Genomic DNA, 17,297 nt, shown 5'->3' with positions numbered 1-17,297 from the left:
AAATTAACCGTGAGGCTGGGATTTTATTTCCTGGCCTCTTTAATTTTATAATTGAAAATTTTATTTGTCTTAAATTCAGTTCAAATGATTTTTCTTTTGATAAAAGCTAGTATAATATTAAGCAGCATTAAAATTACGGAAAGGAAGCTGATTAATGAGTTACCAGGCATTATATCGTGTATGGCGTCCACAGCGGTTTGACGATATGGTTGGTCAACAAGTTGTTACCCGGACGCTCAAAAACGCCATTATTACTCACCAAATTAGTCATGCCTACCTCTTCGCTGGGCCACGGGGGACTGGGAAGACTTCTGCGGCTAAGATTTTCGCCAAGGCTGTTAATTGTCATCATTCTCAAGATGGTGAGCCATGTAATGAGTGTGATACTTGTAAAGCAATTACTAATGGTCAACTAAATGATGTTATTGAAATTGATGCTGCATCGAATAACGGTGTGGAGGAGATTCGTGATATTCGCGATAAGGCGAAGTATGCACCAACGCAAGCGGACTATAAAGTTTACATTATTGATGAAGTTCATATGCTCTCAACAGGGGCGTTTAATGCTTTACTTAAGACACTGGAGGAACCGCCTGCTAATGTAATCTTTATTTTGGCAACAACTGAGCCGCACAAGATTCCGCTTACAATTATCTCTCGGGTTCAGCGGTTTGATTTCCGTCGTATTTCGGCTACTGATTCATTTGAACGCATGAAGTACATTTTGGACCAGAAAAGGGTGAAGTATGACGAAAAAGCGTTATGGGTGATTGCAAATGCTGCAGAAGGTGGAATGCGGGATGCATTAAGTATTCTGGATCAGGTCCTCTCCTTCAGTGATAACCAGGTTAAGCTCGATGATGCCCTTTTAGTAACTGGGAGTGTTACTAAGCAGCTGCTAAAGAAGTACTTTTTGGAAGTTTGTCAAAGTCAAAGTGCCTCTGCGCTGGAAACAATGAAGCAGATTCTCGGCGAAGGGAAAGATGGTCAGCGATTTATTGAAGATTTAATCTCGTTTATTCGAGATGTCCTTTTGTATCAGGAATCGCCTGATTTGGTCAAGGTTGAGAGTACGGGATTAAAAGATGAGGACTTTACAGAACTAAGTAAAGCAGCTTCGTCAACAACGCTATACCGAATGATTGATGACCTAAATAATATTCAGATGGAAATGCGGTTTACGACCCATCCAGATGTCTATTTAGAGGTTCTAACAGTTAAGCTATCTCAGCCGGAAGCAGATCAGCCTGTTACTAGCGTGCCAAAGCCAACTCAAGCTAATCAAGAAGCCAATCAAACGGAAGTTGATAAACTTCAAGCACAGGTTCAAGCTCTTCAGCAAACCGTTAAAGAACTTCAGCAACAAGGAACCACAACTATTAAGCCGGTTGCAAAAAGTCCTTCTAAAACGGTTAAAGAGCAGCCACGTGTTAAATCACGAAGTAACCGTGTCAATTTGCACCAGATTTATCCAGTTCTTGGTGCAGCCACGCGTCAGGATCTTGCTAAAATGAAAGAACTCTGGGGAGATATGCTGAATATGCTTAGTGTCCCCCAGCGATCGCTCTTACACGTTTCTCAACCTGTGGCTGCCAGCCCGGATGGGATTATCGTAGCGTTTGACTATGCTTTTCTTTTTCAGCAGGCAACTGATGATCAAGCTTTAATTCAAGCGATGGAAGATGGTCTTCAACGCCTGAGTGGTGATCAACGAAAAGTTGTGTTTGTCCCTAAGGATCAATGGCCGCAAATACGGAAAGAGTATATTCAAAGTCATGGTTTAGGTAAAGGGACTTCTCGTCCTGCTAGTGATAATTCTCAACCTACGGCAGCCAGTGCTGAGGAACCAGCAGAGGAGCCGGTTTCAACTGCTCCGGTAACGGTTCAAGAACCACAACCAAAGTCGGACGAGCAAAAAGATTTGGTTACGACTGCCCAAGAGCTGTTCGGCAGTGATATTGTTAAGGTAGAAAATAATTAAAGGGGAATGATAAATTATGATGAACGGTATGAACATGCAACAAATGGTAAAACAAGCTAAAGAAATGCAAAAGAAAATGATGGCTGAACACGAAGAACTTGCTAAGCAACAATTTGTTGGTCAAGCACCAGATGGCATGGTAACCGCAACCTTTACTGGTGATAATAAGTTGGTTAACTTGGAAATTAAGCCAGAAGCTGTTGATCCTGATGACATTGATATGCTTTCAGATCTTGTATTGGCAGCCGTTAATGATGGAATGAAGAAGGTCAACGATGCTACCCAAAGTACTTTGGGTAAGTACACTCGTGGCTTGGGGATGTAAGAGTGCAGTATCCTGAACCGCTAGCAAAGCTAATTGAAAGCTACACCAAACTACCGGGTATCGGTCAAAAGACGGCTACCCGGCTAGCTTTTTATACACTGACGATGCAAGGCGATGATGTTACGAACTTTGCTAAATCATTGTTGTCAGCCAAGCGCGATCTTCATAGTTGTAGTATTTGCGGCAACATTACTGAAGATGATCCGTGCCCAATTTGTCAAGATAAGACTCGTGATCGTTCACAAATCCTTGTAGTTGAGCAGTCACAGGATGTTATGGCAATGGAGCGAATGCATGAGTATCACGGCTTATATCACGTCTTAAATGGTGTGATTTCACCCGTTGCGGGAACTGGCCCAGAGGATATTAATATTACTAGCTTATTAGATCGCTTGAAAAAGGACGATGAGATAAAAGAAGTGATTATTGCAACTAACGCTTCATCGGATGGTGAGCTAACTGCTAGTTACCTTGCAAAATTGATTAAGCCTGCCGGAATTAAAGTTACGCGGTTAGCCCACGGACTTTCTGTCGGGGCTGATATTGATTATGCGGATGAAGTAACCCTGTTTAAGGCTGTTCAAGGACGAACGGAGATGTAACGAATGCTTTTTCATCGTCGGAATCAAGAAGAGATAAAGCAAGAGCGTGACCAGCGACTATTGAACTTAATTTATGAAACAAAGGCAAGCTGGGATCACGCAAAGGAAACCGAGCGAGCTGTTTATGAGGCCAATGCAAGTACGGAACTTCATTATCGTAGTCGCTTACAAGAGCAAAAGTATTTGTACCTTTACCGAATTGCGCGCAAATTTAAAGTACATGGTGAACTAAACCAGAGCGTAATCGATCGTTAGGAAGAGGATTAATGGTAGGAAAATTTATTTCATTTGAAGGACCGGATGGTGCTGGAAAAACAAGTGTAATTACCGCAATTCAAGCCGAGTTAGAGCAACAGCTTGGCAATGAAAAAGTAATGTATACGCGTGAACCTGGAGGCAACCATATTTCTGAGCAGATTCGCCGGGTCTTGTTTGACGAGCATAACACTGATATGGATGGCCGGACGGAGGCGTTATTATTTGCGGCTGCCCGTCGTCAGCACATCGTTTCGGAGATTTTGCCAGCCTTAAAAGCAGGTAAAGTAATTCTTTGTGATCGTTATGTTGATAGTTCAATTGCTTATCAGGGAGCTGGGCGCCATCTTGGTGAGCAAAAGATTTGGCAAATTAACCAGTATGCAATTGACGGGTTGCTGCCTGACTTAACTATCTATTTGGATGTTGAGTCAAAGTTAGGTTTACAGCGAATTGCTAAACACCGAGCCAACCAAGTTAACCGGTTAGACGAAGAACAGCTAAGTTTCCACAAAACCGTTCGTGAAGCATTTCTTCGTCTTCAACGAGAAGATCCAGAAAGAATTAAGTTGATTGATGCTAGTCAGTCGCTGCCTAAGGTAATTAGCGATGTTAAACAAACAATTCATGCAAAGTTTAATGATTTATTTTAAGGCAGTGGCATTTAAGGAAAGGTGATTTATTATGAAAATGATAATTGCGATTGTTCAATCCAAGGACAGTAATCGGCTTCGGAAAGCATTTGCCAACAACCATATCCAAATGACTCAACTTTCTACAACCGGTGGCTTTCTCCGTGAAGGGAACGCAACATTTTTGATCGGGATTGAAGATGAGCGCGTTCAAGATGTTCTTGATATTATTAAGAAGAACGCTAAATCTCGTGAACAATATGTTACGTCACAAATGCACATGGATGTTGAAGGTGGCTCTGCCTTTCCGGTTAATGTCCAAATTGGTGGAGCAACTGTCTTTGTAATGCCAGTAGAGCAGTTCCATAAGTTTTAGTTGAGTAGGTGAAAAGAAGTGGCTGACCAATTGCAGGCAGAACGTTTGCAGCCCTTAATTGTTAAACAATTGCAAACGGTAATAAAAAATCATGAACTAGCGCATGCTTACCTCTTTGTTGGTCCAACCGGTTCAGGAAAAAGTCAATTGGCCATGTGGTTAGCACTACGGCTTTTCTGTCTCCATTTACAAAATGGTGAGCCTGATCTTACCTGTCCAGAATGCCAGCGAATTTTAAGCGGCAACCATCCTGATGTGGTCGTTGCTAAACCTGAGGGACGGCAAATTAAGGTTGATGAGATCCGTCACTTGAAGGATGAATTTACTAAAAGTGCTGTTGAGGGAAATAAAAAGCTCTTTGTGATTCATGATGCCGAAAAGATGACGAATAATGCTGCCAATAGCTTGTTAAAGTTTATTGAAGAACCGGGTCCAGGAATTTATATTTTGATGTTAACCACTAATAAGAGCGCAGTGTTACCCACAATCCGTTCGCGGACACAAGTAATTGAGTTGCGTCCATTAGCGCGGGCTGAGCTTGAAAAAGCTTTAGCTAAGCAAGAAATTCCCCGAACAGAACGAAGCGTTGCTATCGGATTAACTGATTCTGTAAGCGAAATTCTGGAATGGCGAAAAGATGACTGGTTAAAGCAAGCAATTGCAGTAATCTCATTGTGGTACCGGCATATCAGTAATGCAAACATGTTAGGCTTCGTTGATGTTCAAACAGAGATCGTTAAGTTAGCAACTGATCGTGAGAAGCAGCAGCTGATTCTCGATCTCATGGCATTAATTTGGCGAGATACTTTACTGGTTGCAAACGGAATGACTGCTGAAGAGGATCTGCACTTTTTACAGGATCAAGAACTCCTAACAACAACCGCTCAACAATATTCTGTACAGACATTGTTGGAAATTAGTCAGGAAACATTGGCTAGTCGACACCTTTTAGACCAAAACATGGCATTTCAGAACGTTGCAGAACAGTTAACCATCAAAATTGCTCAAGCACTTTCGGCATAGGAGGATAATCACAATGAGTGAACATAGTAATCCAAGTAATATTTATGATCGCTTCGCTCAGGTAACTAAGCAAACACATGACCTAGTTGCTAATATGGAACAGCTCCAGGCCCAGGTGACAGAATTAATGGAAACTAATGCTGAACTTTCAATTGAAAATGATCATTTACGAACGATGCTAAAGAAGATGCATCAACAAAAGCATGATGATGATCACCTTTCCGGTTCACGGGAAAACTTAAAAAAGTTGTACCAGCAGGGTTTTCATGTTTGCAGTGAATACTTTGGTAAGCGGCTTGAGCAGAATGAATCGTGTACTTTTTGCTTAGACACGATTTTTGGTCATGATCAGCCAACAATTAAGTAGGGAGAGGAAAATGCAACAAGTTAGTAGTTTTCAAAATCAGGATTCGGGAACGTTATACCTTGTACCAACACCGATCGGCAACTTGGACGATATGACATTTCGGGCAGTTAAGGTGCTAACGGAGGCTGACTTGATTGCAGCTGAGGATACGCGGCATACTCAACAATTATTAAACCATTTTGATATTCACACGCCTGAGATTAGTTTCCACGAACATAATACAGAACAACGGATTCCAGAATTAATTGGTAAGTTAAAAGCTGGAATTACGATTGCTCAATGTAGTGATGCGGGGATGCCATCAATTTCTGATCCCGGAAAAGAATTAGTTGCAGCAGCAGTAAAAGAGAGGATCCCGGTTGTGCCATTGCCAGGTGCTAACGCCGGCTTGACCGCATTAATTGCCTCCGGTCTCGTTCCCCAGCCGTTTTACTTTTATGGTTTTCTTGAACGGAAGCACCAACAGCAAGTTCAGGAATTAGAACAATTACGGAATCGTTCAGAGACCATGATCTTCTATGAAGCACCCCATCGGTTGAAGAAAACTCTTAAAGTGATGGCTGAGGTTTTTGGTGACGATCGACAAGCCGTTTTAGCTCGTGAATTGACTAAACGGTATGAGGAGTTTAGTCGGGGAAGCTTAGCTGAGATAACTGCTTTTTATGATGAACACCAGCCACGAGGGGAATATGTTGTGTTAATAGCAGGGAATCCTCATCCTGACGAAGAGGTTCAAAATAATGAGACTGGAACGCCAATTGAACAGGTTGACCAGAAAATTAGTGAAGGGTTATCCACTAATGAAGCAATTAAATTGGTTGCCAAGAAGAATAAGCTAAACCGTCAGGAACTCTATAAGCAGTACCATAATATTTAGGAGTAAAAATGGAATTAAAACAATCAGCACAAGAATATGAAATTCCACATCAACTAACTTACTATGAGTGTGATGAATTAGATCACCCTACTTTGAGTATGGTAATGAGCATGCTCTCTGTTGTTGCTGATGAACAAAGCAACAAACTAGGATTAAATCAGGAAGTTGTTCAATCGACAGGTGGCTCGTGGGTCTTTGTGAATTTTGAAGGGAAGCTTGATCTTCAATCTTTGAGAAGTGGTGACACTGTTATTCTGGGGACACGAGCAACAGGATATAACCGTTTTTTCGCTACCCGTGAGTTTTGGGTTCGTGATAAGGATAGTCAAAAAGAATATGCTCATGTACAAGCGTTACTAGTATTTATGAATTTAACTAGTCGAAAGATGGAGCAGATTCCTGAAAAGGTAATTGCAGCTTATCAAGCGCCAAAAGTTAAGCGGGTATCACGGGGCAAGCGCCCTAAGCCGATTGCAGAAGATGCACTATTATCAGAAAAACAATATCATGTTCGCTATTTTGATTTAGATGCTAATCGACATGTTAATAATGCTCGTTACTTTGATTGGCTTTTAGATCCGCTTGGTGAGGAATTTTTAACGACTCACCAATTAAAGTCATTTTCAATTCAATACCACCAAGAAGTTCGTGCCGACCACGATATTATTAGTGAATTCACGATGGCAGATCCGCATACTAGTCTTCACCAGATTAAAAGTAACGGTACACTTTGTACAATGGCTGAGTTTGGCTGGTTAAGTTAAAAAATTGTCGAATTAAGCCGTTCGAAAACTACTGTACTAAAAAAGGGTTCAGAAAAGACATTTTGTTTTTTCTGAACCCTTTTTAGCACTCTCTTTTTGTTCATTAATGGTAGACTTAAAGTGGAAAAACATTGAGGGGTGATTAGAATGAAAAATTCGTTGACGGCAGTAATTTATTTACAACCGGACCAGATTTTCTTACGGATTATTGAGCTCCCAAGCCTTAAAGTAATTAATGACGTCCGTTCAGGGTTATTTGATATCGGTGAAGATGATAAAACCGCTAATTATCGTAAAAATATGGCAGCGATTACTGATAATATAGAAGGATTTAAGGAACTAATCAGTGATTATCAAGTTGATAATATTAGATTCTATGGTGCCTATGAAGACATGGATAGTGTCACTGCTAGTTATGTTGCTGACCAGCTAAAGGTTCGTACAGGGCTAAAAATTGAGTGGCTGAATAATAATCAATTAATGGCCCAGTCAATGAGTTATATTGTTGATCAGTTACCAGAATTTAAGAAGCTCAGTAAACACTGTTTGTATATTTTGAGTATTGGTTTAGACAGCTCAACATTGGCATTCTTCCACCATGGTAACTTTGAAACTTCATGGGAAATTGATCTTGGTGGTGCCCAGATTCACCGCTTAGTTAACCAGCTGCGACAAACAACGACTAATCCAACAGAAATTATTCAGGATTATATTGGTAGTAAGCTTGGTTACTTAGCGCCTGAACTAACACAACAGCAGAAGACAACGATGATTGTCCAGAATGCACCGTCGTTAGCAAAACACTATGTAGATAAACACCAAAAGATTGGTGAAATTGATCGGAAAAAGTTTCGGGAAACGTTTAATCACCTACTGATTCCTCAAGATCGGTATATGTACAACAATGATATTGATCTGGCAGAGGCACAAGATGAATATATTTTACCGAACTATTTGGTAATTGCTCGAATGTCAGAATTGATTAACCCGTCAAGCCTTTACGTTACCAACCTTTCAATTATGGATGGGATTGCAAACGGGATTGCGACAGATAATGACGTTTCTCAAGCTACCGTAAATAATATGATCCGGACATCTGCAGATAATATTGCTAAACGGTATGGAATTGACTTTGCTCATGCAGACTTTGTTAAGAAGTATGCGCTCCAATTCTTTGACGAATTACGACCAATTCACCGGTTAAGTAACCATTATCGGTTGCTGTTGGAAGTGGCAACTAAGGTTGATGATATTGGGAATTTTATAAATCAACAAGGCCACTATCGCCATTCAGCATATATCTTGGAGGCTAACCCGATGATCGGGCTTTCAGATGAAGATAACTTGATTATTGCTGAGGTTGCCCGTTATCACAGTACGGAAAGTCCAACCATCAATCAGTCACATTATCGTCATCTGGACGAAGATATTCAATTGCCAGTTGCTAAGTTAGCAGCAATCTTAAGGTTAGTTGATTCCTTAGATGATTCACGGCAGCAGAAGATTAGTCGAATTCAGTTGAAGTTAAAGAACGGCCGATTAATTATCAAAGCGACTAGCTCAGATGATTTAGTGCTAGAAAGCTGGTCATTTAGTCATAAGTCGCAACTATTTGGTGATGTCTTTGGTATTAAACCGGTGTTAAAGGAAAAAGAGGGGCGGTAAAATGTACAAGGAATTTTATAAACCACAAAATTACGTTAACCGGGAACTTAGTTGGATCGATTTTAATGGTCGGGTTCTTCAAGAAGCAACCGATACTAGTAACCCGCTTCTTGAACGGGCAAATTTCTTAGGAATTACCCAAAGTAACGTTGATGAATTCTTCATGGTACGGGTTGCGTCACTTCATAAATTGGCAGCTGCTAATGTAACGACGACGGATGCATCAGGAATGACACCTGAGGAGCAGTTAACGGCTGTTAATAAGAAAGAACATGAAATGGTAAAGGAACGCTACGAAGTCTACAACAAGCAAATTATTCCTGACCTAAAACAACACCATATTAAGATCATGCAACTAGCTGATTTAGATGATCGGCAAAAGGAATTTATTCGGCGGTACTTTAGTGATGAACTAATGCCAGTATTAACACCGATGGCTGACGATACATCACGGCCATTCCCGTTTATTGCTAACAATTCACTTAACATTGCTATTCAATTACGGCGGGATCCAAAGCAAAAGAAAGCTGTCCAGGAACAGGAAATCCTTGAAGGCGATCAGGAAGTTAAGAGTCGCCAGCTTGAACCTCACGATGATAGCCGGGAATCGGACATTAAATTTGCTACCGTTCGTGTTCCATCTATTTACAAGCGGCTAGTTCGTTTGCCGGGAGAGAATAACTTTATTTTAATTGATGAAGTGATTAAACGGTTCCTTGGGCAGCTTTTTCCTGGTTATCAAATTTTAGCTTCAGCAACTTACCGAGTAATGCGGGATATGGACTTGGATGTGGCAGAAGAAGATACTTCTGACCTATTACGAGCCGTTAAGCACCAGTTACGTGAACGGGAACACGGTGAAGTAATGCGGCTTGAAGTAGAAAACTCGATTGATGAGTGGCTAGAAGATCAGCTGATTGACAACCTACACGTGAATGAACGTTCAATTTACCGGGTAAATGGTCCAGTAGATTTAACCTTCTTGAAGAAGCTTTCGGGGATGGTTGATGGGCATGACGATCTCCGCTTCCCACCATTCCATGCTTATCAAAACCCTGCTTTAGACATGGAACATAATATTTTTGCTGCTATCCGGAAGCACGATTATTTAATGCAGCACCCGTATGATAGTTTTCAATCAGTAGTTAACTTTATTCACCAGGCGGCCCTTGATCCAGAAGTCCTTGCGATCAAGATGACCCTTTACCGGGTATCTGGAAATTCACCGATTATTAAGTATTTAGGGATGGCTGCTCAACGAGGAAAACAAGTAACTGTCCTGGTAGAAGTTAAGGCTCGGTTTGATGAACAAAACAACGTTCGGTGGGCTCAACGATTAGAGCAAATGGGCTGTCACGTAATTTATGGACTTGTCGGCCTTAAAACACACTGTAAGGTTGCTCTGGTTATTCGGCGCGATGAGGATGGTCTTCGTCGTTACATGCACCTGGGGACTGGGAACTATAATGATGTGACTGCCCATTTCTATACTGACATGGGGCTTCTTACCTGTGATCAGGAAATTGGGATGGATATGACAAACCTCTTTAACATGTTATCCGGGTTTGCTCGGCCACCATACTTCAATAAGATTCGTGTTTCGCCAAACGGAATTCGGAACTTTATTAACCAGAAGATTGATCAACAAATTAAAATTGCTGAGAGCGGCAATCCAGCCTTGATTCGAATGAAGATGAATTCACTTTCGGATAAACAAATTATTGCACACCTGTATGAAGCAGCATCTAAGGGAGTTAAGATTCAGCTGATTATTCGGGGAATTACCTGTTTGCGGAATGATTTGCCGGAGCTGCACGGGAATATTGAGGTTCACTCAATTGTTGGTCGGTTCCTTGAACACTCCCGGATTTACTACTTTGAAGGTAACGGTAATGAAGAAATTTACCTTTCAAGTGCTGATATGATGACCCGCAACCTTAATCGGCGGGTTGAGGAACTTTATCCAGTAGAACAGGCAGATACAAAGGCCAAGGCAATTTCAATCCTTGACGATATGTGGAAGGATAACGTCAAGGCCCGGATCCTTGTTGGCGATCACTATGAGCGGATTGATAATCGTGGTGAAGAGCCATTTAATGCACAAGAATTCTTTGTTCAACGGGCAAATGTTGAAAGCAAACAAACGAAACGCCAAGAAAAGTCGAAACGTCATTTTTCAAATGTCTTTGAAACGTTAAGTCGCCACGTTCCAAGTCTCCACCTTGATTCACGAAAGGGTGAACACCATGAGTAAGGACTCTCAATACCTAGCAATCATCGATCTTGGTTCTAACTCTGTCCGCTTAAAGATTGATCAGATTAACCTTGATGGTTCATACCAGACAAAACAGTACGAGAAACGATATGTTCGTCTTTCATCAGATATGGGACCAGAAAAGATTTTAAAACCGGAACCAATTAAACGAACGCTAAGAGCGCTTACCGAATTTCGCCAGATTTGTGATCAATATAAGCATCTAAAAATTCTTGCTGTAGCGACAGCAGCGGTTCGTCAGGCACAGAATCAAAGTGATTTTTTACAGCAAGTTCAGAAAAAAACTGGCTTTGTAATTCACGTGATTTCCGGTGAACAGGAGGCCTACCTTGATTATATCGGGGTTAGTCATACTTTAGCCCTGAAAAATGGTGCCATCCTAGATACCGGTGGTGCTAGTATGGAGATTATCCTGGTTAATGACGGGCAGGCTGAAGAAGTAGTAAGTATCCCACTCGGTTCAGTTTTACTTTCGCAACGGTATGGACTTGGGGATCAAGTTAGTGCTCTCAACCTGTTTAACGCGATTGTGAAAGTTGATCAGGTCCTAAGTAAGGAGTTATGGCTAAATCGTATTCGCCATGGTGAACTGGTTGCACTAGGGGGCTGTAACCGAGCATTGGCAAAAATTTTCCGTTGGCAACAAGCAGTTAATTCAAGTCGGGTCGCACCAGTCCACGGGTTAACGATGAGTCCCGATGAGGCATCCACAATTATGCAGCAGCTATTAAGAAGCTCGCGAAGTGAACGGGCTAAGATTCGTGGCGTTAACAAGGAACGGGCTGATGTTATTGTAGGTGGTCTATTGCCATTAATGAGTATTGTTCGTCAGCAGCAAATTCAACAAATCCAATTTAGTGATAGTGGTCTTCGTGAAGGATTACTATTTCGGTATCTTGAACATGAAACCAGCTTAGAAAATTTAATCACCCTGTAATCGGTTACACTATTCACTAAAATTTTACTTAATTTTACTAAACGGCCAATTATAAAAGTGCTACAATCGTATTTGAACAAGGAATTAGTAGACAGTCTGGTATTAGCAGATGTTGTCGGATAAGGAGGAAACAACATGGCAATTTTAGTTGCTGGTGGTGCCGGTTATATCGGTTCACACATGGTTAAGGATTTAGTAGAACATGGGCAAGATGTTGTTGTTGCTGATAATCTTTCTACAGGTCACCGTGACGCAATTAACCCTAAGGCTAAATTTTACGAAGGGGATATTCGCGACCGGAAGTTCTTGGACAAGATCTTTGATAATGAAAACATTGAAGCAGTTGTACACTTCGCTGCTTTCTCAATTGTTCCCGAATCAATGAGCAAGCCATTGAAGTACTTTGATAACAATACTGGTGGGATGATTACCTTGCTTGAAGCAATGCGTGATCACAATATTAAGTACATTGTCTTTAGCTCTACCGCTGCTACCTATGGCGTTCCAGAGCATATGCCAATTAAGGAAACGGATCCACAAAATCCAATTAACCCGTATGGTTTGAGTAAGCTGATGATGGAGAAGATGATGCACTGGGCTGACAAGGCTTACGGAATTAAGTTTGTTGCTCTTCGGTACTTCAACGTTGCCGGTGCCGCACCAGACGGAACCATTGGTGAAGATCACGGCCCTGAAACCCACCTAGTTCCAATTATTTTGCAAGTTGCTCAAGGTAAGCGTGACGAGTTGAGTATCTTTGGTGACGACTACAACACACCAGACGGGACCAATGTTCGTGACTATGTTCATGTTATGGACTTGGCTGATGCCCACATTTTAGCAATTAAGTACCTTGAAGCTGGCAATGAAAGTAATGCCTTTAACTTAGGTTCCTCAACCGGATTCTCTAATAAGCAAATGCTTGAAGCAGCTCGAGAAGTTACTGGCGAACCAATTCCCGCAAAGATTGCTCCACGGCGTCCAGGAGACCCTGATTCATTAGTTGCCGCTAGTGACAAGGCCCGGAACGTTCTTGGCTGGGATCCAAAATACGATGATGTTCATGACATTATCGCAACAGCATGGAAGTGGCATTCAACTCACCCAAAGGGCTATGATGACCGCGACTAATTAGAAAAGTTTAGAATGTATTCATAATAATAAACCTTCAAAAAGTAACGTTTAGCAGGGGGAGTTTAGCTAAACGCTGCTTTTTATTTTGGCCTAAATTAATGCAAAAAGTGGTTGGTGTGATAAGATGTTAGATGATTGAAAGGATGATCGAAGAAATGAAAGTACTTGCCATTGATACGTCAAACCATCCAATGAGTGTTGCGGTAGTTGAGGATGATCAGCTTTTGGCAACTGAAACATTGAACATGGTGCGTAACCATAGTATTTATTTGATGCCAACAATTGATAAGCTATTTAACCTTGTTAAGTGGCAACCAGAAGACGTTGACAGGATCGTTGTTGCTCAGGGACCGGGATCATATACCGGTATTCGAATTGCAGTTTCAACCGCCAAGGTCCTCGCTGATACTTTGAAGAAGGAACTAGTTGGTATTTCGAGCCTTGAAGTACTAGCACGGAATGTTGTGCCAACAACTAAAGAAGTAATTGTGCCATTTTTTGATGCCCGGCGCGGTAATGTTTTTGCAGGTGCATACCAGTGGCAAGATGGAAAATTGGTTAATCGGATTCCAGATCAACATCTGGCAATGAAGGACCTCCTCCAGCAACTTGATCAATTACAACAGCCAATCTTGTTAGTTGGACACTTAACTGAACGAATTGAGAAGACAATGGGAGAAATGCCAGCCAACATCCAGTTAGCTCCACGACCATTTGCCATTCCTTCAACTTACCAGTTAGCACTTGCTGGAGAAAATGCTCAGCCAGTTACGGATATTGATTCACTGATTCCGCATTATCTACGGATTACAGAGGCTGAGGCTAACTGGCAAAAACTTCATCCGGGTGAGACTAGGCAAAATTATGTTCGCGAAGTTTAAAAACTGGCTTAAACATCATCAGGAAGCAGATCAATTAACATTTGATCAACAACCGAAGCTAATCAACGGACGTCAGTTTACCATTCGTCGTGCAAGATTCACTGATATCCCTTCAATTATTAGGATTGAAGAATTGATTTACGGGACGGCTCCCTGGAACGCCAATGCTTTTCAAATTGAACTAGAACGGGATCACGATCGATTGTATCTTGTAACAGTCTATGACGGACAAGTGGTTGGCTATGCTGGTTGTTCATTTAACTGGTATAAACATGAAAGCCACATTACTAATATTGGTGTAAGTCCGGCTTATCAGGATCAGGGGATTGGTGCTAATTTGATCCAAATTTTAAAGACCTATGCTGGCAACCATGGTTATCCGCGAATGACACTAGAAGTCCGGATTCATAACCTAAGAGCACGAAAATTGTATGAACAACTTGGATTTCATCAAACCAGTATAAAAGCGCACTATTATATTGATAATCGCGAAGACGCGGTTGAGATGGAAGTAAAATTGCAAAGTAGAGGGGAAAATACTTAGTTATGGCAGAGAGAACGTTAATTTTGGCATTTGAAACGAGCTGTGATGAAACAAGTGTCGCGGTTGTCGAAAATGGCACCAAGATCTTGTCAAATATTGTTGCAACTCAGATTGATAGCCACCAACGATTTGGTGGGGTTGTTCCAGAGGTGGCTAGTCGGCACCACATTGAATGGATTACCCGGTGCACTGATCAGGCACTAGCAGAAGCTAACGTTTCATATAACGATATAGCAGCTGTCGCGGTTACTTATGGTCCGGGACTTGTCGGTTCATTATTAATTGGAGTTACTGCAGCCAAAGCAATTGCATGGGCACACAAATTACCATTAGTGCCAGTAAACCATATGACTGGTCACTTATATGCTGCCCGCTATGTTGGCGAGTTTAAATACCCACAAATGGCATTGCTTGTTTCGGGCGGTCATACAGAATTAGTCTACATGAAAGCTGAACATGAATTTGAAATCATTGGTGAAACTCGTGATGATGCTGCAGGTGAGGCTTATGATAAAATTGGCCGAGTCCTTGGGGTTAATTATCCTGCTGGAAAAACGATTGATGAATGGGCAGCTAAGGGGGAGGATAATTTCCACTTCCCACGAGCAATGGAAAAAGAAGCAAACTATGACTTTAGTTTTAGTGGCTTAAAGAGTGCCTTTATTAATACGGTTCATAATGCTGATCAACGGGGCGAAAAACTAAATAAGTATGACTTAGCAGCTAGCTTTCAACAAAGCGTTGTTGATGTGTTGGCAGAAAAAACGATGCGGGCACTTGATCGCTATCCGGTAAAACAACTGATCTTAGCTGGCGGGGTTGCTGCTAACCATGGCCTTCGCTCTCGATTAGACCATGATATGCATAAGTATCATCCAGACGTAACGATGCTTCAGGCACCACTGAAATTATGTGGTGATAATGCAGCAATGATCGGTGCGGCTGGATATATGTGCTATCAACACGGTGATCGTGCTGGAATGGATTTGAATGCAGAGCCGGGATTAATGTATGGGCGAATGAAGTAAGGATAGATATGTAATAAATATAGGGACTTCAGTATCCGGTAAATCCGAATGCTGGAGTCCCTATTTGTACTTGTGAAAGATGGAAAGATGAAAGCACTGTCGTCTTCTTAACTATTTTCTTACCTGACCATTACCAGTAATCTCATATTTAATGGTAGTTAATTGGTGTAATCCCATTGGTCCGCGAGCATGAAGCTTTTGGGTACTAATACCAATTTCAGCCCCGAAGCCAAACATTCCGCCATCGGTAAAACGGGTAGAAGCGTTAACGTAAACGCACGCGGAGTCGATTTGTTCTTGGAATTGGCGACCCCGTTCAAGACTATTAGTAATAATGGTTTCGGAGTGGTGAGTACTGTGATTGTTGATGTGATTAATAGCTTTATCAAGGTCATCAACTACTTTGACTGCCATGATGAGATCGTTGTATTCGGTGTCCCAGTCTTCGGTGGTTGCTGGTGCAATTTCTGGAACAATTTCACAGGCAGTTTGGTCACCGCGTAATTGAACACCATGATCGATTAAAGCACGGGCAACAGTTGGTAAGTATTGCTTAGCGACGTCTTTGTGAATTAGTAGTTTTTCGGCAGCGTTGCAGACGGAAGGACGCTGTACTTTTGCGTTGACGGTAATCGCGGTAGCCATCTTGAGATCAGCATCCTTATCAATGTAAATATGACAGTTACCGGCTCCAGTTTCAATTACTGGAACAGTGGCGGTCTTTACTACTCGTTGGATCAACCCACGACCACCTCGCGGAATCAGAACGTCAATGTAGTTTGTTAAATTCATCATTTCCTGGGCGCTTTCATGACTCGGATCGGCAACCATTTGAACGGCATCAGCGGGAAGGTTATCTTGAACCAATGCTTCCCGGAGAGTCTTAGCAATTGCCAGATTAGTTTGTAAGGCTTCTTTACCGCCACGAAGAATGACGGCATTACCGCTCTTAAAGGTTAAGCCAGTTGCATCGGCAGTAACGTTTGGTCGAGCTTCAAAAATAATTCCGATGACACCAAGCGGAACTCGTCGTTGAATGATTTGAAGACCATCATCACTGATCCATCCCCGATCAATTTGTGCAGTCGGATCAGGAAGCTGGGCGATAGAACGAAGACCATTTGCCATATCAGTGATCCGTTGCTCGTTAAGCATTAAACGATCAACGAACTTCTTTGGCATTTCACTAGCATTTGCTAGATCCTGTTTATTAGCTTCAAGAATAGTAGCTTGGTTGGCAATTAAAGCATTAGCCATTGATTGGAGTCCATGATTCTTAGTAGTAGTATCGAGAAGTGCTAATTTATGTGCGGCAGTTTTGGCTTGTTGACCAATTTGATTAAGTGATGTCATGATATGATCCTCCTTGGTTGAGTTTTTTCTACTGTTATATGGTTAAGCTCTGCTCAGTCTGGGCTTCCTCAAGATGACGTTCTAGGCGACTGAGTTGAAACGTGTTTGCCGCGACCGCCACCTCCGTCTAACTATCCCGTCCTTGATTGTCAAACAATCATCGTCCGGGATTTCTTAGTACTCGGTGGCTAATTCGTCGCGGCTCACACTCTAGCCGAAATGTGTTCGCCAGGAACTTGCTAGAGCTAACGTTCTACTGCGGCTTAGTCGAAATGCGT

General features: G+C 41.8%; 18 protein-coding genes. 17 read left to right on the top strand and 1 reads right to left on the bottom strand.

Annotated elements, in window-relative coordinates; all coding sequences use genetic code 11:
* Positions 1-154: 154 nt before the first annotated feature.
* The 17 genes from dnaX (at position 155) to tsaD (ending at position 15,666) form a co-directional block, all read left to right on the top strand.
* Complete coding sequence (gene dnaX / locus MR181_RS01135; protein WP_242333883.1) at positions 155-1,981, top strand: DNA polymerase III subunit gamma/tau; 1,827 nt, start codon at positions 155-157, stop codon at positions 1,979-1,981.
* 16 nt (positions 1,982-1,997) lie between these two features.
* Entirely contained in the window at positions 1,998-2,306 is a 309-nt protein-coding gene (locus MR181_RS01130) for a YbaB/EbfC family nucleoid-associated protein (RefSeq protein ID WP_003717548.1), read from the top strand.
* 2 nt (positions 2,307-2,308) lie between these two features.
* On the top strand, positions 2,309-2,908 hold the full coding sequence (recR, locus tag MR181_RS01125; RefSeq protein ID WP_003717549.1) for a recombination mediator RecR: 600 nt from the start codon (positions 2,309-2,311) through the stop codon (positions 2,906-2,908).
* 3 nt (positions 2,909-2,911) lie between these two features.
* Positions 2,912-3,163, top strand: a complete 252-nt coding sequence (locus tag MR181_RS01120; protein WP_242333880.1) for a YaaL family protein — start codon at positions 2,912-2,914, stop codon at positions 3,161-3,163.
* Between the two features lie 11 nt (positions 3,164-3,174).
* The gene (gene tmk / locus MR181_RS01115; RefSeq protein ID WP_242333877.1) at positions 3,175-3,816 is read left to right on the top strand and encodes a dTMP kinase; all 642 of its coding nucleotides are present in this window, start codon (positions 3,175-3,177) and stop codon (positions 3,814-3,816) included.
* A gap of 31 nt (positions 3,817-3,847) precedes the next feature.
* Positions 3,848-4,171 carry a cyclic-di-AMP receptor gene (locus MR181_RS01110; RefSeq protein ID WP_102168639.1) on the top strand — a complete coding sequence of 108 codons (324 nt, stop codon included), beginning with the start codon at positions 3,848-3,850 and terminating at the stop codon, positions 4,169-4,171.
* An 18-nt stretch (positions 4,172-4,189) separates the two neighbouring features.
* Complete coding sequence (holB, locus tag MR181_RS01105; RefSeq protein WP_242333874.1) at positions 4,190-5,194, top strand: DNA polymerase III subunit delta'; 1,005 nt, start codon at positions 4,190-4,192, stop codon at positions 5,192-5,194.
* Between the two features lie 13 nt (positions 5,195-5,207).
* A complete protein-coding gene (locus MR181_RS01100; protein WP_191911945.1) occupies positions 5,208-5,561 on the top strand; it encodes a DNA replication initiation control protein YabA in 354 nt (117 codons plus the stop codon).
* Positions 5,562-5,571: 10 nt separating this feature from the next.
* A complete protein-coding gene (gene rsmI, locus MR181_RS01095; RefSeq protein WP_242333871.1) occupies positions 5,572-6,438 on the top strand; it encodes a 16S rRNA (cytidine(1402)-2'-O)-methyltransferase in 867 nt (288 codons plus the stop codon).
* An 8-nt stretch (positions 6,439-6,446) separates the two neighbouring features.
* Positions 6,447-7,202, top strand: coding sequence for an acyl-[acyl-carrier-protein] thioesterase (locus tag MR181_RS01090; RefSeq protein ID WP_242333869.1), 756 nt, complete (start codon positions 6,447-6,449; stop codon positions 7,200-7,202).
* A gap of 147 nt (positions 7,203-7,349) precedes the next feature.
* Entirely contained in the window at positions 7,350-8,867 is a 1,518-nt protein-coding gene (locus MR181_RS01085) for an exopolyphosphatase (protein ID WP_242333865.1), read from the top strand.
* Position 8,868: 1 nt separating this feature from the next.
* Positions 8,869-11,121, top strand: coding sequence for an RNA degradosome polyphosphate kinase (locus MR181_RS01080; protein WP_242333862.1), 2,253 nt, complete (start codon positions 8,869-8,871; stop codon positions 11,119-11,121).
* Positions 11,114-12,079 (top strand): Ppx/GppA family phosphatase, encoded by a 966-nt coding sequence (locus MR181_RS01075; RefSeq protein WP_242333858.1) that lies wholly within the window; start codon positions 11,114-11,116, stop codon positions 12,077-12,079. Before MR181_RS01080 ends, MR181_RS01075 begins: the two co-directional genes overlap by 8 nt.
* A 135-nt stretch (positions 12,080-12,214) precedes the next feature.
* The gene (gene galE / locus MR181_RS01070; RefSeq protein ID WP_191911940.1) at positions 12,215-13,210 is read left to right on the top strand and encodes a UDP-glucose 4-epimerase GalE; all 996 of its coding nucleotides are present in this window, start codon (positions 12,215-12,217) and stop codon (positions 13,208-13,210) included.
* Positions 13,211-13,368: 158 nt separating this feature from the next.
* Positions 13,369-14,094 carry a tRNA (adenosine(37)-N6)-threonylcarbamoyltransferase complex dimerization subunit type 1 TsaB gene (gene tsaB, locus MR181_RS01065; protein ID WP_242333855.1) on the top strand — a complete coding sequence of 242 codons (726 nt, stop codon included), beginning with the start codon at positions 13,369-13,371 and terminating at the stop codon, positions 14,092-14,094.
* Positions 14,078-14,638, top strand: a complete 561-nt coding sequence (rimI, locus tag MR181_RS01060) for a ribosomal protein S18-alanine N-acetyltransferase (protein WP_242333852.1) — start codon at positions 14,078-14,080, stop codon at positions 14,636-14,638. Before tsaB ends, rimI begins: the two co-directional genes overlap by 17 nt.
* Before the next feature lie 2 nt (positions 14,639-14,640).
* Complete coding sequence (gene tsaD, locus MR181_RS01055; RefSeq protein ID WP_242333849.1) at positions 14,641-15,666, top strand: tRNA (adenosine(37)-N6)-threonylcarbamoyltransferase complex transferase subunit TsaD; 1,026 nt, start codon at positions 14,641-14,643, stop codon at positions 15,664-15,666.
* Between the two features lie 111 nt (positions 15,667-15,777).
* Here tsaD and MR181_RS01050 read toward each other — a convergent pair whose 3' ends face one another.
* Positions 15,778-17,019 carry a glutamate-5-semialdehyde dehydrogenase gene (locus tag MR181_RS01050; RefSeq protein WP_242333846.1) on the bottom strand — a complete coding sequence of 414 codons (1,242 nt, stop codon included), beginning with the start codon at positions 17,017-17,019 and terminating at the stop codon, positions 15,778-15,780.
* Between the last annotated feature and the right edge of the window lie 278 nt (positions 17,020-17,297).

It is taken from the genome of Limosilactobacillus urinaemulieris, from assembly GCF_932750685.1.
GTDB classification, from domain to species: Bacteria; Bacillota; Bacilli; order Lactobacillales; family Lactobacillaceae; genus Limosilactobacillus; species Limosilactobacillus urinaemulieris.
Note: the sequence above shows the minus strand (reverse complement) of the source record. Positions and strands in the feature narration are given on the sequence as shown.